General features: G+C 66.2%; 12 protein-coding genes and 1 tRNA gene. 11 read left to right on the top strand and 2 right to left on the bottom strand.

Features of this window, described 5'->3' with window-relative positions; all coding sequences use genetic code 11:
- Positions 1-54: 54 nt before the first annotated feature.
- A tRNA-Asp gene (locus ACOZ32_RS04815) sits at positions 55-127 on the bottom strand.
- A gap of 179 nt (positions 128-306) precedes the next feature.
- Between ACOZ32_RS04815 and ACOZ32_RS04810 the strand changes: the two genes are divergently transcribed.
- The 8 genes from ACOZ32_RS04810 (at position 307) to ACOZ32_RS04775 (ending at position 9,682) form a co-directional block, all read left to right on the top strand.
- Positions 307-534 (top strand): DNA-directed RNA polymerase subunit H, encoded by a 228-nt coding sequence (locus ACOZ32_RS04810; RefSeq protein ID WP_010903999.1) that lies wholly within the window; start codon positions 307-309, stop codon positions 532-534.
- On the top strand, positions 535-2,106 hold the full coding sequence (locus tag ACOZ32_RS04805) for a DNA-directed RNA polymerase subunit B'' (RefSeq protein ID WP_010903998.1): 1,572 nt from the start codon (positions 535-537) through the stop codon (positions 2,104-2,106).
- Between the two features lies 1 nt (position 2,107).
- On the top strand, positions 2,108-3,934 hold the full coding sequence (rpoB, locus tag ACOZ32_RS04800; protein ID WP_010903997.1) for a DNA-directed RNA polymerase subunit B: 1,827 nt from the start codon (positions 2,108-2,110) through the stop codon (positions 3,932-3,934).
- On the top strand, positions 3,934-6,849 hold the full coding sequence (locus tag ACOZ32_RS04795; protein ID WP_285254017.1) for a DNA-directed RNA polymerase subunit A': 2,916 nt from the start codon (positions 3,934-3,936) through the stop codon (positions 6,847-6,849). The genes rpoB and ACOZ32_RS04795 overlap by 1 nt, the downstream gene beginning before the upstream one ends.
- Entirely contained in the window at positions 6,842-8,035 is a 1,194-nt protein-coding gene (gene rpoA2, locus ACOZ32_RS04790) for a DNA-directed RNA polymerase subunit A'' (protein ID WP_136361011.1), read from the top strand. Before ACOZ32_RS04795 ends, rpoA2 begins: the two co-directional genes overlap by 8 nt.
- Positions 8,035-8,454, top strand: coding sequence for a NusA-like transcription termination signal-binding factor (locus ACOZ32_RS04785; RefSeq protein ID WP_010903994.1), 420 nt, complete (start codon positions 8,035-8,037; stop codon positions 8,452-8,454). The genes rpoA2 and ACOZ32_RS04785 overlap by 1 nt, the downstream gene beginning before the upstream one ends.
- Positions 8,455-8,617: 163 nt before the next feature.
- On the top strand, positions 8,618-9,046 hold the full coding sequence (locus ACOZ32_RS04780) for a 30S ribosomal protein S12 (RefSeq protein WP_010903993.1): 429 nt from the start codon (positions 8,618-8,620) through the stop codon (positions 9,044-9,046).
- Positions 9,047-9,049: 3 nt separating this feature from the next.
- Positions 9,050-9,682 carry a 30S ribosomal protein S7 gene (locus ACOZ32_RS04775; RefSeq protein ID WP_285254018.1) on the top strand — a complete coding sequence of 211 codons (633 nt, stop codon included), beginning with the start codon at positions 9,050-9,052 and terminating at the stop codon, positions 9,680-9,682.
- Between the two features lie 74 nt (positions 9,683-9,756).
- Here ACOZ32_RS04775 and ACOZ32_RS04770 read toward each other — a convergent pair whose 3' ends face one another.
- Entirely contained in the window at positions 9,757-10,521 is a 765-nt protein-coding gene (locus tag ACOZ32_RS04770; protein ID WP_010903991.1) for a DUF5781 family protein, read from the bottom strand.
- 192 nt (positions 10,522-10,713) lie between these two features.
- Here ACOZ32_RS04770 and ACOZ32_RS04765 point away from each other — a divergent pair, with 192 nt between their 5' ends.
- From ACOZ32_RS04765 to ACOZ32_RS04755, 3 genes are all read left to right on the top strand, one after another.
- On the top strand, positions 10,714-12,900 hold the full coding sequence (locus ACOZ32_RS04765; protein WP_010903990.1) for an elongation factor EF-2: 2,187 nt from the start codon (positions 10,714-10,716) through the stop codon (positions 12,898-12,900).
- Positions 12,901-13,133: 233 nt separating this feature from the next.
- Entirely contained in the window at positions 13,134-13,658 is a 525-nt protein-coding gene (locus tag ACOZ32_RS04760) for an amino acid-binding protein (RefSeq protein ID WP_285271767.1), read from the top strand.
- Positions 13,655-14,608: a homoserine dehydrogenase gene (locus ACOZ32_RS04755; RefSeq protein ID WP_424334971.1), complete on the top strand. Its 954-nt coding sequence runs from the start codon at positions 13,655-13,657 to the stop codon at positions 14,606-14,608. The genes ACOZ32_RS04760 and ACOZ32_RS04755 overlap by 4 nt, the downstream gene beginning before the upstream one ends.
- Positions 14,609-14,719 lie beyond the last annotated feature (111 nt).

Genomic DNA, 14,719 nt, shown 5'->3' with positions numbered 1-14,719 from the left:
ACAGGAGGCGTTGGGAACGGACGCGGCGCTGTCCGAGTAGCGGAACGGAGAAAGCGCCCGGAGCGGGATTTGAACCCGCGTCACAACCGTGACAGGGTTGTATGATGGGCCACTACACCATCCGGGCTGGCTGCACTCATTCGTATCCGGGGTATAGTATTAAGACTTTCCAATCGCGGGCTGTGTGTGTATCGCTGTCGTGTCACCGTTCGCGCGCCCCGTGGTTGACAAGGCTTAAATGCTGTGGGCAGCAACTGGCCTGTAGTATCTCGTGAGAGTCAGTTCTCCCCCCACGCAGGTGCACCCATGGTAGACGTAAGCCAACACGAACTCGTACCCGAGCACACCGTTCTCGATGAGGAGACACTCGACGGAGTGCTTGCGGACTACGACATCGACCGCACGGAGCTTCCGAAGATCAAATACAAGGATCCAGCGCTGCCCGACAACGCCGAAATCGGGGACGTCGTGGAGATCGTTCGGGACTCGCGAACCACAGACGAAGCCGTCGTGTACCGACTGGTGATCGAATAGATGCTACAGGAAGACAAACGCGAACTGTCCGAATCGTACTTCTCGAAAGAACGCCTCGCCGAACACCACTTCCGCTCGTACAACGCGTTCCTCGAACACGGCATGCAGGATGTCGTCACCGAGAAAGAACGCATCGAGACGGACATCGGCGACAAAGAGGACGAAGAGCCGGTGTGGGTTGAGCTCGGTGACGTTCGAGCCGTCACGCCCCGCGTCAGGGAGGCCGACGGCAGCGAGGAGCTGCTGTACCCACAGGAAGCGCGGCTGCGGAACATCACGTACTCGGCGCCCGTGTTCATGGAGATGAGCATCGTGCGTGGTGGCGAAGAAGAAGAGGAGCGTGTCCTCGACACGACCGAAACGAAGGTCGGTCGGATGCCCATCATGGTGGGCTCGGACAAATGCAACATTTCCGGGTTCAGCGACGAGGAACTCATCGAGATCGGTGAGGACCCGGCCGACCCCGGGGGGTATTTCATCATCAACGGCAGCGAGCGCGTGTTGATGACCAGCGAGGACCTCGCGCCGAACAAGATCCTCGCCGAGTACGACTCCAAGTACGGCGACGAAATTCAGGTGGCGAAGACGTTCAGCCAGCGCCGCGGCTACCGCGCGCTCGTGCTCGTCGAGCGCAACCGCGAGGGCCTGCTTGAGGTGTCGTTCCCGTCGGTCTCCGGGTCGATCAGCTTCGTAACGCTCGTGCGCGCGCTCGGGTTGGAGTCCGACGAGGAGATCGTCCACCGGGTCAGCGAGGACCCCGAGATCGTGAAGTTCATGCTGGAGAACCTGGAGGAAGCCGACGTCCAGACCCAGGAGGAAGCCATCGAGGACCTGGGCCAGCGCGTCGCCTCCGGGCAGGGCAAGAACTACCAGCTCAAGCGCGCGAACTACGTCATCGACCGCTATCTCCTCCCACACCTCCACGAGGACGGCGTCGAGGAAGAGGAGACACGCATCAACAAGGCGTACTACCTCTGCCGGATGGCCGAAGCGTGCTTCGAGTTGGCGCTCGGCCGCCGCGAGGCCGACGACAAGGACCACTACGCGAACAAGCGCCTGAAGGTCTCCGGAGACCTGATGAAAGACCTGTTCCGAACGGCGCTGAACAAGCTCGCGCGTGACGTGAAATACCAGCTGGAGCGCGCGAACATGCGGAACCGCGAACTCACGGTGAACACGGTGGTTCGGTCCGACGTGTTGACCGAGCGCCTCGAACACCCGATCGCGACCGGGAACTGGGTTGGTGGGCGGTCCGGCGTGAGTCAGCTCGTCGACCGCACCGACTTCATGGGTGTGCTCAGCCACCTGCGCCGCCTGCGCAGTCCGCTCAGCCGCTCCCAGCCGCACTTCGAAGCGCGGGACCTACACGCCACCCAGTGGGGGCGCATCTGTCCGTCCGAGACGCCGGAAGGCCCGAACTGTGGGCTGGTGAAGAACTTCGCGCAGGCGATGGAGCTCTCACAGGACGTCGACGACGAGCGGGACCTCAAACAGGAGCTGTCCTCGATGGGTGTGGAGGGAATCCCCGGCATCAGCATGGAAACGACATCGACGACGTCCGCGGACGACTAACATGAGTACGGAACGCGAAGCCAAAGTCTACGTCAACGGGAGTCTGGTTGGAACACACGAGAACCCCGAAGAGTTAGCAGAACAGATCCGGGAGGCGCGCCGCCGCGGTGAGGTCTCCGAGATGGTGAACGTCTCGGTCAGGGACCGCACCGGTGAGGTCATCGTGAACGCGGACGCTGGCCGGGCACGCCGGCCGCTGCTGGTCGTGGAGAACGGCGAGCCGGTGGTCACCCAGGAGGAAGTGGAGGCCGTCAAGAACGGCGACATCGACTTCGAGGACCTCGTTGAGGCGGGGAAAGTCGAGTTCATCGACGCCGAGGAGGAAGAGGACATCCTCGTGGGCGTCGAGGAGGAGGAGCTCACGACCGACCACACGCACCTCGAAATCGACCCGCAGCTCATCTTCGGGATCGGTGCGGGGATGATCCCGTACCCCGAGCACAACGCCAGCCCCCGGATTACGATGGGGGCGGGGATGATGAAACAGAGTCTGGGGCTGCCGGCGGCGAACTACCGCATCCGACCGGACACCCGCCAACACCTCCTGCATTACCCGCAGAAGGCGATGGTGAACACCCAGACGACCGAGCAGATCGGCTACGACGACCGGCCGGCGGGCCAGAACTTCGTCGTCGCCGTGATGTCCTACGAGGGGTTCAACATCGAGGACGCCCTGGTCATGAACAAGGGGTCCGTGGAGCGCGCGCTCTCCCGATCGCATTTCTTCCGCACGTACGAGGGCGAGGAGCGCCGCTACCCTGGCGGCCAGGAAGACCGCTTCGAGATCCCCGGCGACGACGTGCGAGGCGCACGCGGTGAGGACGCGTACACGCACCTCGACGACGACGGCCTGGTGAACCCCGAGACGAAAGTCGACGATTCGTCGGTGCTGTTGGGGAAGACGAGTCCGCCACGGTTCCTCGAAGAACCCGAGGACATGGGCGGGCTGAGCCCGCAGAAGCGCCGCGAAACGTCGGTGACGATGCGGTCGGGCGAGGACGGCGTCGTCGACACGGTGACGCTGATGGAGGGCGAGGACGGCTCGAAGCTCGCGAAAGTCTCCGTGCGCGACGAGCGCATCCCGGAGCTCGGCGACAAGTTCGCGAGCCGACACGGCCAGAAGGGCGTCGTCGGCCACCTCGCGCCCCAGGAAGACATGCCGTTCACGCAGGAAGGCGTGGTGCCGGACCTCGTGTTGAACCCCCACGCGTTGCCGTCGCGGATGACGGTCGGCCACGTGCTGGAGATGCTCGGCGGGAAGGCGGGGTCGCTGGACGGGCGGTCCGTCGACGGCACGCCGTTCACCGGCGAGGGCGAGGACGAGATCCGTGGCACGCTCGAAGACCGCGGCTTCAAATCCTCCGGCAAGGAGGTCATGTACTCCGGGGTGTCCGGGGAGAAAATCGAGGCCGAGATCTTCGTGGGGACGATCTTCTACCACAAGCTCTACCACATGGTGTCGAACAAGCTCCACGCCCGGTCGAAGGGGCCGGTGCAGGTGCTGACCCGACAACCCACCGAGGGTCGCGCCCGCGAGGGCGGACTGCGGGTCGGTGAGATGGAGCGTGACACCGTCATCGGGCACGGCGCGGCGATGGTGCTCAAAGAGCGCCTGCTCGATTCCTCGGACCGCGAGGAGATCCACGTGTGTGGGAACTGCGGCATGACGGCCGTGGAGAACTACGAGCAGCGCCGGGTGTACTGTCCGAACTGCGAGGAGGAGACCGACGTACACAGCATCGAGATGAGTTACGCATTCAAGCTTCTACTCGACGAGATGAAGGCGCTCGGCATCGCGCCGCGCCTGGAACTGGAGGAGGCAGTGTAATGAGTGCAGGACAAGCCCCCAAGGAAATCGGCGAAATCAGCTTCGGGCTGATGGACCCAGAGGAGTACCGCGACATGTCCGCCACGAAGGTCATCACGGCGGACACGTACGACGACGACGGCTTCCCGATCGACATGGGGCTGATGGACCCCCGACTGGGCGTCATCGACCCGGGCCTGGAGTGCAAGACGTGTGGGCAGCGCTCGGGCGGCTGCAACGGCCACTTCGGCCACATCGAGCTCGCGGCCCCGGTGATTCACGTGGGGTTCTCGAAGCTCATCCGCCGGCTCCTGCGTGGGACGTGTCGGGAGTGCGCGAGCCTGCTGCTCACCGAGGAGGAGAAAGACGAGTACCGGGAGAACCTCGATCGGACGCGGAGCCTCCGCCAGGACGTCTCTGACGTGATGACGGCGGCGATCCGTGAGGCCCGCAAGAAAGACCACTGCCCGCACTGCGGGGAGGTCCAGTACGACGTCAAACACGAGAAGCCGACGACGTACTACGAGGTCCAGCAGGTGTTGGCGTCGGATTACAGCGAGCGCATCGCGGCGTCGATGCAGCCCGACGAGGACGAGGACGACGCTGGCGTGAGCCCCCAGGAGCTCGCCGAGCAGACCGACATCGACATCAGCCGGATCAACGAGATCCTCTCCGGGGAGTTCCGGCCGCGCCGAGAGGACCGCGAGGCCATCGAGACGGCCATCGGCGCGGACCTCACCACCGAGGACATGAACAAGCTGATGCCGTCGGACATCCGGGACTGGTTCGAGGACATCCCCGGCGAGGACCTCGAAGCGCTGGGCGTGAACTCGGACCGCAGTCGGCCCGAGTGGATGATCCTGACGGTGCTACCGGTGCCGCCGGTGACGGCGCGACCGTCGATCACGCTTGACAACGGCCAGCGCAGCGAGGACGACCTCACGCACAAGCTGGTGGACATCATCCGCATCAACCAGCGGTTCATGGAGAACCGCGAGGCGGGTGCGCCACAGCTCATCATCGAGGACCTCTGGGAGCTGTTGCAGTACCACGTCACGACGTTCATGGACAACGAGATCAGCGGGACGCCGCCGGCGCGACACCGGTCCGGCCGCCCGCTGAAGACGCTATCCCAGCGCCTCAAGGGCAAAGAGGGGCGGTTCCGCGGCAGCCTCTCGGGGAAACGCGTGAACTTCTCCGCCCGGACCGTCATCTCGCCGGACCCCACGCTGTCGCTGAACGAGGTCGGGGTGCCGGATCGGGTGGCGACGGAGATGACACAGACGATGGTCGTCAACGAGCAGAACCTCGAGCGCGCCCGACGCTACGTCCGGAACGGCCCCGAGGGGCATCCGGGCGCGAACTACGTCACCCGGCCCGACGGCCGTCGCGTGCGCGTCACCGAGAAGGTGTGTGAGGAGCTCGCCGAGCGCGTCGAGCCCGGCTGGGAGGTCCAGCGCCACCTCATCGACGGCGACATCATCATCTTCAACCGGCAGCCGTCGCTGCACCGGATGTCGATCATGGCCCACGAGGTCGTGGTGATGCCGTACAAGACGTTCCGCCTGAATACGGTCGTCTGTCCGCCGTACAACGCCGACTTCGACGGCGACGAGATGAACATGCACGCCCTCCAGAACGAGGAGGCGCGGGCCGAGGCGCGCGTGCTGATGCGCGTCCAAGAGCAGATCCTCTCCCCGCGGTTCGGGGAGAACATCATCGGCGCGATCCAGGACCACATCTCGGGGACGTACCTGCTCACGAACGACAATCCGCGGTTCAACGAGACGCAGGCGTCGGACCTGCTCCGGCAGACCCGGATCGACGAGCTGCCGGCGGCCGCCGGCACCGACGAGGACGGCGACCAGTACTGGACCGGCCACCAGATCTTCTCCGAGTTGCTGCCCGACGACCTCTCGCTTGAGTTCACCGGCACGACGGGTGACACCGTCGTCATCAACGACGGACAGCTCGAAGCGGGCACCATCGCCGACGACGAGGTCGGAGAGTACGGCAGTGAGATCGTGGACACCATCACGAAAGTCCACGGGAACACGCGCGCCCGCATCTTCATCAACGAGGTCGCGTCGCTGGCGATGCGGTCGATCATGCACTTCGGGTTCTCGATCGGCATCGACGACGAGACGGTGTCGACGGAGGCCCGCGAGCGCATCGACGAGGCGATCCAGTCGGCGTACGACCGCGTGCAGGAACTCATCGAGACCTACGAGAACGGGGACCTAGAGAGCCTGCCCGGCCGCACGGTCGACGAGACCCTGGAGATGAAGATCATGCAGACGCTCGGAAAGGCTCGGGACTCCGCCGGGGACGTCGCCGAGGAGAACTTCGACGAGGACAACCCCGCGGTCGTGATGGCGAACTCCGGCGCGCGTGGGTCGATGTTGAACCTCACGCAGATGGCGGGGTGTGTCGGCCAGCAGGCGGTTCGTGGCGAGCGCATCAACCGCGGCTACGAGGACCGCACGCTCTCCCATTTCGCGCCCAACGACCTCTCCAGTGAGGCCCATGGCTTCGTGGAGAACTCCTACACCAGCGGGCTGACCCCGAAGGAGTTCTTCTTCCACGCGATGGGGGGCCGCGAGGGGCTGGTTGACACGGCAGTCCGGACGTCGAAGTCCGGCTACCTGCAGCGCCGGCTGATCAACGCGCTGTCGGAGCTGGAGACGCAGTACGACGGCACCGTGCGGGACACCAGCGACACGATCGTGCAGTTCGAGTTCGGGGAGGACGGCACCAGTCCGGTGCAGGTGTCCTCCAACGAGGAGGTCGACATCGACGTCGAGCACGTCGCCGACCGCATCCTGAACTCGGAGTTCGACAGCGACACCCAGAAGGCCGAGTTCCTGGAGGTCGAGGAGCCGCCGACGAACCTCTCCGAGCACGGCGCCGCCTGGGAGGTGGAATCGGATGACTGAGTTCGACGTGACGGACGGCGTCCACGACGTGATCGAGGACACCGAGTTGCCACGGCGGCTGAAAGACGAGGTGCTCGCGACCGCCGAGGAGCGCGGGGTCACGAAGTCCCAGGCGAACGAGATCGCCACCGCGGTTGAGGCCCAATATTTGGACACGCGCGTCGACCCGCTCGACCCAGTGGGGACGGTGAGCGCACAGTCCATCGGGGAGCCGGGGACGCAGATGACCATGAACACGTTCCACTACGCGGGCGTCGCGGAGATGGACGTGACACAGGGGCTGCCGCGGCTCATCGAGCTCGTGGACGCCCGGAAGACGCCGGACACGCCGGTGATGGAGGTGTACTTGGAGGACGAGTACGCCGAGGAGCGCGAGCGCGCCCACGAGGTCGTCTGGAAGATCGAGGCCACGAAGATCCTCGCGCTGGGCGACATCTCCACGAACGTCGCGGACATGGTCGTCCGCATCGACCTCAACGAGGACACGCTCCAGGAGCGGTGGCCGCGGGTTGACTCCACGACGCAGATCGCGGGGGAGGTCGCGGAGACGATCGAGGGGAACCTCGGTGTGACGGTGACCCAGGACGGCACGATCCTGGAGTTCGGACCGAGCGAGCCGTCGTACCGGGAGCTCCTGCAGCTGGTCGAGCAGCTCCGGGACATCGTGTTCAAGGGCATCGAGGAGGTGTCCCGGGTCGTGATCCGGCGCGAAGAAACCGACCGCGGCGAGGAGTTCGTCCTCTACACCGAGGGGTCGGCGTTCAAGAAGGCGCTCAAGATCGAGGGCGTCGACGCCACGCGCACGTCGTGTAACAACATCCACGAGGTGCACAAGACCCTCGGCATCGAGGCCGCTCGGGAGGCGATCATCAACGAGACGATGACCACCCTCGAAGAGCAGGGCCTCGACGACGTGAACATCCGCCACCTGATGTTGGTCGCCGACATCATGACCAACGACGGCACCATCGAGTCGATCGGCCGCCACGGCATCTCGGGGAACAAGAACTCCGTGCTCGCGCGGGCCGCCTTCGAGGTGACGGTGAACCACCTCCTGGACGCGGCGATCCACGGCGAGAGCGACGACCTCGACGGCGTCATCGAGAACGTGATCGTCGGGAAGCCGGTTCGGCTCGGAACTGGTGACGTTGACCTCCGGATGGGCGCGACACAGACGTCGGACTGATGACCATCCGGCTCTCAGATGAGGCGCGCCAGCTCATCGCCGTCTTCGAGACGGAGACCGACGCGACGGCCGTCGATTGCCTGCCCGACGACGACCGGGTGGTGTACGTCGTCACTGCGGGCGAGATGGGGGCCGCCATCGGCGACGGCGGGAGCCGCGTCGACGCGCTTGAAGCGACGCTCGGGCGCAGCGTGGTGCTCGTCGAGGATGCCCCGACCGCCGAGGGGTTCGTGGCGAACGCGCTCTCGCCGGCGGCGGTCTACAACGTCACGGTCAGCGAGAACGACACGACGGTCGCGTACGCGGAAGTCGCCCACGAGGACAAGGGCGTCGCGATCGGTGCTGACGGCACGAACATCGAGACCGCCAAGGAGTTGGCCGCCCGCCACTTCGACATCGACGACATCCAGCTGACGTAGTCCCGTTCGCTGCGCTCTCTCGGGCGCTGGCAAGGGCTGCGCTGAAAGCACTCCGCTTTCCTGCCGCTCGCTTCGTCGCCGCCCGTGGACAGACGAGGGAGTAACACGACCGAGCGCAGGGCAAAAGGTCGGGCTTAAGTGCCTCCGCGGGATACTCGGCTGTATGACGAACGGCAAGTACGCCGCTCGCAAACTCAAGAAGGACCGCCAGCAGCGCCGGTGGTCCGATTCTGAGTACGCGCGGCGAGAGCGGGGCCTCGGTAAGAAGTCCGACCCCCTTGAGGGAGCCCCACAGGGGCGTGGCATCGTACTCGAGAAGGTCGGCATCGAAGCGAAGCAGCCGAACTCCGCGATCCGGAAGTGTGTTCGGGTGCAGCTCATCAAGAACGGCAAGCAGGTGACTGCGTTCTGCCCCGGTGACGGTGCGATCTCGTTCATCGACGAGCACGACGAGGTCACCATCGCCGGGATCGGTGGGGCGAAAGGTCGCGCGATGGGCGACCTCTCCGGTGTCAACTACAAGGTCGAGAAGGTCAACGGCGTGAGCCTCATCGAACTGGTTCGCGGGAACGCTGAGAAGCCGGTGCGATAACACATGAGCGACGAGCAACCAGCCGAAGACGAGACAGAGGAGGCAGCCGCCGAATCCGAGGACACCCAGGAGGTCGCGGCGAACGCGAAGCTGTTCGGGAAGTGGGACGTCGCGGAGATCCACTACGAGGACCCGAGCACGCGGCGCTACCTCGCAGTGACGCCGGTCGCGCACACGATGGGGCGACACGCCCAAAAGCAGTTCAAGAAAAGCGAGATCTCCATCGTGGAGCGGCTCGCCAACCGCTTGATGAAGACGGGCGCGAACGCCGGGAAGAAACAGCAGGCACTGAAGATCGTTCGTGACGCGTTCGACATCGTCCACGAGCGAACCAACGAGAACCCCATTCAGGTGCTCGTGAGCGCCGTCGAGAACGCGGCCCCGCGGGAGGAGACCGTGCGCCTGAAGTACGGCGGGATCTCGGTCCCCCAGGCCGTCGACACGGCACCGCAGCGCCGCGTCGATCAGGCACTGAAGTTCCTCGCGGACGGCGCGCATTCGGCGTCGTTCAAGACGCCCACCGACGCCGCGGAGGCGCTTGCCAATCAGCTCGCTGGCGCGGCGGACTACAACGTCCAGACGTACGCCATCGGCCAGAAAAAGGAGAAAGAACGCGTCGCAGCAGCGGCACGCTGACGCGGGCGGGTTTCGATTTTCGCCGAGTCGGGTGATTCCGCTTGGCGCGCTCTCGGGTGGACAGCGACGCGTGGTCAGTCGGCGGCGGGGCCCGTGGTGGTGGTCTGGGCGTCGGCGTACGTGCGGATCGTATCGACGAGGCCGCGCCGGCAGTCGCTCTCGTCGGGGTCGGGGCCAAGCGTGGCGAACCGGCGGCGGAACCCGTCGACGTCGATCTCGGGGGCGTCCTGGCCGGCCGCGTGTGCGAGGTCGTACAGCCGGTGGTCGCCGGGAATGGCGTCGTGGCGTTCCAGGAGTGCGAGTGCGAACGCGGCGTTGACCGCGGTCATCGAGGGGTCGGCGCCGGCGGTGAGTCGGTGGCCGGCCTGCTGGCGGTCGGCCGGCTGGTCGGCGATGGCGGCCGCGAGCTCGGATTCCAGGAACGAGCGGAGTTTGTCGGTGGGGCCGACCGAGAGCGTGATGTCGTCGGCGTAGATGTCTTTGACGTGGTTGGCGATCTGGTAGCAGTGGGTGAGCACGCGCTGTTCGACTTCGCGGCCGGTGAGCGCGAGAAACAGCACTTCGTCCATCGAGAGGGTGTGGCTGGGGTGGCCGCGTTCGTGACGGTGCATGTGGGCGAACTCGTGGAGCGCGAGCTCGCGGGCCATCACGGAGGTTGCGGCCTGCTGGGAGATGTTGAGAACGTGGTGGTCGTCGTAGTGGCCGGCCCAGGTTCGCTCGTCGGGGTTCGACCGGATGTGGACGTCGACCGGGAGGTCGAGGTCGTGGCTGGGTTCGAAGACGTCTCGGGCGCTGAAGAAGGGGGCAGCCGGGCCAGCGCCGGACACACGAATCTCCATGGTAATAGTTCACAGCGGAGTGGTGACAAAGACTCTTACGCCCCCAGCAGGCCCCGCGTCCTCCGAAGTCGGTGGTCGGCGGGCAACGACCGCCCGGAACCCGACGCGTTCCGGGGTGACACCACGCGTCTCGGGTGCCATGCGACCGGCAAAGCACTATCCTTTTGAACCCGCTGGCAGTATGAATGTCCAATGGGCCGACGAAAGAAGATTGTCGAACAGTGCGAACGGCTGATGGACAACCCGGAGCAGATCCGGAACATCGCCATCGCCGCGCACGTCGACCACGGAAAAACCACCCTCACTGACAACCTGCTCGCGGGGGCGGGGATGATCTCGGAGGACACCGCCGGCCAGCAGCTGGCGATGGACACCGAGGAGGACGAACAGGAACGGGGCATCACCATCGACGCCGCAAACGTCTCGATGACCCACGAGTACGAGGGCGACGACCACCTCATCAACCTCATCGACACGCCGGGCCACGTCGACTTCGGCGGTGACGTGACCCGCGCGATGCGCGCCGTCGACGGCGCGCTCGTCGTCGTGGACGCCGTCGAGGGCGCGATGCCCCAGACGGAGACAGTCGTTCGGCAGGCGCTCCGCGAGGGCGTCAAGCCGACGCTGTTCATCAACAAAGTCGATCGCCTCATCTCGGAGCTCCAGGAGGGCCCCGAGGAGATGCAGGAGCGCCTGCTCTCGGTGATCGGCGACGTCAACGAGCTCATCCGCGGGATGACCGAGGAGAAAGACGACATCGAGGACTGGACGGTGTCCGTCGAGGACGGCACCGTGGCGTTCGGGTCCGCGCTCTACAAGTGGGGCGTTTCGATGCCGTCGATGCAGCGCACCGGCATGGACTTCGGGGATATCATCGACCTGGAGCGCTCGGACAAGCGCGAGGAGCTGCACGAGCAGACGCCGCTGGCCGACGTCGTGCTCGACATGGTCGCCGAGCACTTCCCGAACCCCATCGACGCGCAGCCCCGCCGTATTCCGACCGTCTGGCGTGGCGACGCCGACTCCGAGATCGCGGAGTCGATGCGCCTCGTCGACGAGGACGGCGAAGTCGTCCTGATGGTGACCGACATCGGCGTCGACCCACACGCCGGCGAGATCGCGGCTGGGCGCGTGTTCTCCGGCACCCTCGAGAAGGGCCAGGAGCTGTACGTCTCCGGGACGGCCGGCAAGAACCGCGTTCAGAGCGTCGGGATCTACATGGGCGGCGAGCGCGAGGAGGTCGACGAAGTCCCCGCAGGCAACATCGCCGCGGTCACCGGCCTCAAGGACGCCATCGCCGGCTCCACCGTCTCAAACGAGGAGATGACGCCGTTCGAGTCCATCGACCACATCTCCGAGCCGGTCATCACGAAGTCCATCGAGGCACAGAACATGGACGACCTCCCGAAGCTCATCGAGACGCTGCGACAAGTCTCGAAGGAGGACCCCACGATCTCCATCGAGATCAACGAGGACACCGGCGAGCACCTCATCTCGGGGCAGGGCGAACTCCACCTGGAAGTCCAGACCCAGCGCATCGAGCGCAACCAGGGCATCCCCGTCACGACTGGGGAGCCGATCGTCGTCTACCGTGAGACGCCGACCAGCGACTCCCAGGAAGTCGAGGGCGTCTCGCCGAACCGCCACAACAAGTTCTACATCACCGTCGAGCAGCTCAGCGACGACGTGCTCGAGGAGATCCGCCTGGGCGAGGTGTCGATGGACATGCCCGAACAGGAGCGCCGCGAGGTCCTCCAGGAGGCGGGCATGGACAAGGAGACGTCACAGGACGTCGAGAACATCATCGGGCGCAACATCTTCATCGACGACACGAAGGGGATTCAGCACCTCAACGAGACGATGGAGCTGGTCGTCGACGGCCTCACCGACTCCCTGGAGGACGGTCCGCTGGCGGCCGAACCCGTCGAGGGTGCGCTCATCCGCCTGCACGACGCGCGCCTCCACGAGGACGCCATCCACCGCGGTCCGGCGCAGGTAATCCCGGCGACTCGGGACGCCGTCCACCGCGCGCTCATCGACGCCGACATCCGGCTGCTGGAGCCGATTCAGGACGTCCGCATCGACGTCCCGTCCGAGCACATGGGCGCTGCGTCCGGCGAGGTGCAGGGCCGGCGCGGTCGCGTCGACGACATGTACCAGGAAGGCGACCTCATGGTCGTCGAGGGCATCGCACCGGTCGACGAGATGATCGGGTTCTCCAGTGACATCCGCTCGGCGACCGAGGGGCGGGCGTCCTGGAACACCGAGAACGCTGGGTTCCGCGTCATGGCGGACAACCTCCAGCGGGAGATCATCATGGAGATCCGCGAGCGCAAGGGCATGAAGACGGAGCTGCCCGAGAGCATCACGCACTTCTAATCCGTTCTCGCGGGGGGTTTCGATTTCGTGGCGCGTCGACGGCCGGTCGCGCGCTCGGCGACGCCGGCAGGAGTTGACTCGGCCGAAGCGTTATAACAGCCAGCAGTCCGACTGCAACTCATGTTCGCAGGCGGACGCGATCCGAGCTGCGGGGTCGGCACCGAGCGACTGCAGTCCGGCTCGTGGCCGACAACACGCGTCCGGCGGGGTGCCACGCAGGGGGTGGGGTGGCCGTGACCGCGCCCGCGGATCGGACCCACGTGCTCCGACTGGAGCTTGCCGACGAGCCCGGCGCGTTGCTGGCTGCGCTTGCGCCGATCGCGGACGCAGGGGGGAACCTGCTGTCGGTCCTCCACGAGCGCGGGTCGGTGACGCCGCGCGGCCGCATCCCCGTGGAGGTGACCGTGGAGTGTCAGCCCGACCGGTTCGAGACGGTGGTGGGGGCGTTGGAGGACGCGGGCGTCACCGTCATCGACGCCACCGCGGAGCGCTACGCGGACGCGGTGACGGTGCTGCTGGTGGGGGATCTGGTGGCCACTGATCTGTCCGAGCTGCTCGCGTCCGTCGAGGAGTGTGGGGCTGCGTCGGTAGTGGAGTTCACGTTGACCGACGAGCCAGGGGTGGGCCACGAGGCGAGTGCGCGCCTCCGGATGGGGGTGGCTGATGGTGCAGCCGAGCGCGCGCTGGCGGCCGTGCGAGCGGTGGCCGCCGAGGCGGGCGTCCGCGTGATCGAGCCACTGGTGGGTGATCGGCGATGAGACTTGCCGTCATGGGGGCGGGAGCGGTCGGGCAGGCGGTCGTCGACCAGGCCGCGTCCCACGGCCACACTGTGGTTGCGGTGGCCGATTCGACGAGCGCGGTCGTCGACGTCTCGGGGGTGGACGCGGCGGCGGTGTGTGCGCGCAAGCGCGACGCGGCGAGTGAGATCGGGACGGGAGCGCCGAGTGACGCGTTGGCCGCCGACTACGACGTGCTCGTGGAGGCGACGCCGACGACGCTGGGGGACGCCGAGCCCGGTTTCGGGCACGTCGAGCGCGCGCTGAGTGCGGACCGCCACGTCGTGCTCGCGAACAAGGGCCCGGTCGCCGAGCGCTACGCTGGAGTGTGCGAGCTGGCGGCGGCGAGCGCGGGCAACCTCCGGTTCGAAGCGACTGTTGGGGGTGCGATCCCCGTGCTGGCGACCATCGAGCGCATCGGCGCCGACCGCGTGCGCGCTGTCCGTGGCGTCCTGAACGGGACCGCGAACTTCGTGTTGTCGCGGATGGCGGCGGCGGGACTGGGGTACGAGCACGTCCTGGCGGAGGCACAAGAGGTGGGGGTCGCGGAGGCGGATCCGACGTTTGACGTGGACGGCACGGATGCGGCGCTGAAGTGTGCGATCCTCGCGAACGTGATCGGCGACCGTGAGTACGACCTCGACAGCGTCAGCGTCGACGGGATCACGAGGGTGGCACCGTCGGCGCTGGAGCTGGCCGAGACCGACGGGCAGACGATACGGCTGATCGGGGAGGTGGGGCCGGATCACGTGCGGGTCGGGCCGCGGTTGGTGCCGGCCAACGGGACGCTTGCGGTGTCCGGGACCACGAACATCGTGCAGTTGGAGACCGAGCACGCGGGGCGGCTGAACCTGTCCGGACAGGGTGCTGGCGGGGCGGCAACGGCGTCGGCGGTGCTTGCGGACGTCGATCACATCGCCGACCAACAGTAACGCCGGTTCGCTGACACAACGTTCTCGCGACCGTGGTACTAGAAGGCATGGTATCAGCGACTGTCGCGGCTGATCCCTGGTCGCGTACCGAAATGGTTTTAATGCGAACTG

The sequence above is a fragment of the Halobacterium sp. MBLA0001 genome, from assembly GCF_049705385.1.
GTDB classification, from domain to species: Archaea; Halobacteriota; Halobacteria; order Halobacteriales; family Halobacteriaceae; genus Halobacterium; species Halobacterium salinarum.
This window is presented reverse-complemented; position numbering and strand designations above follow the sequence as displayed.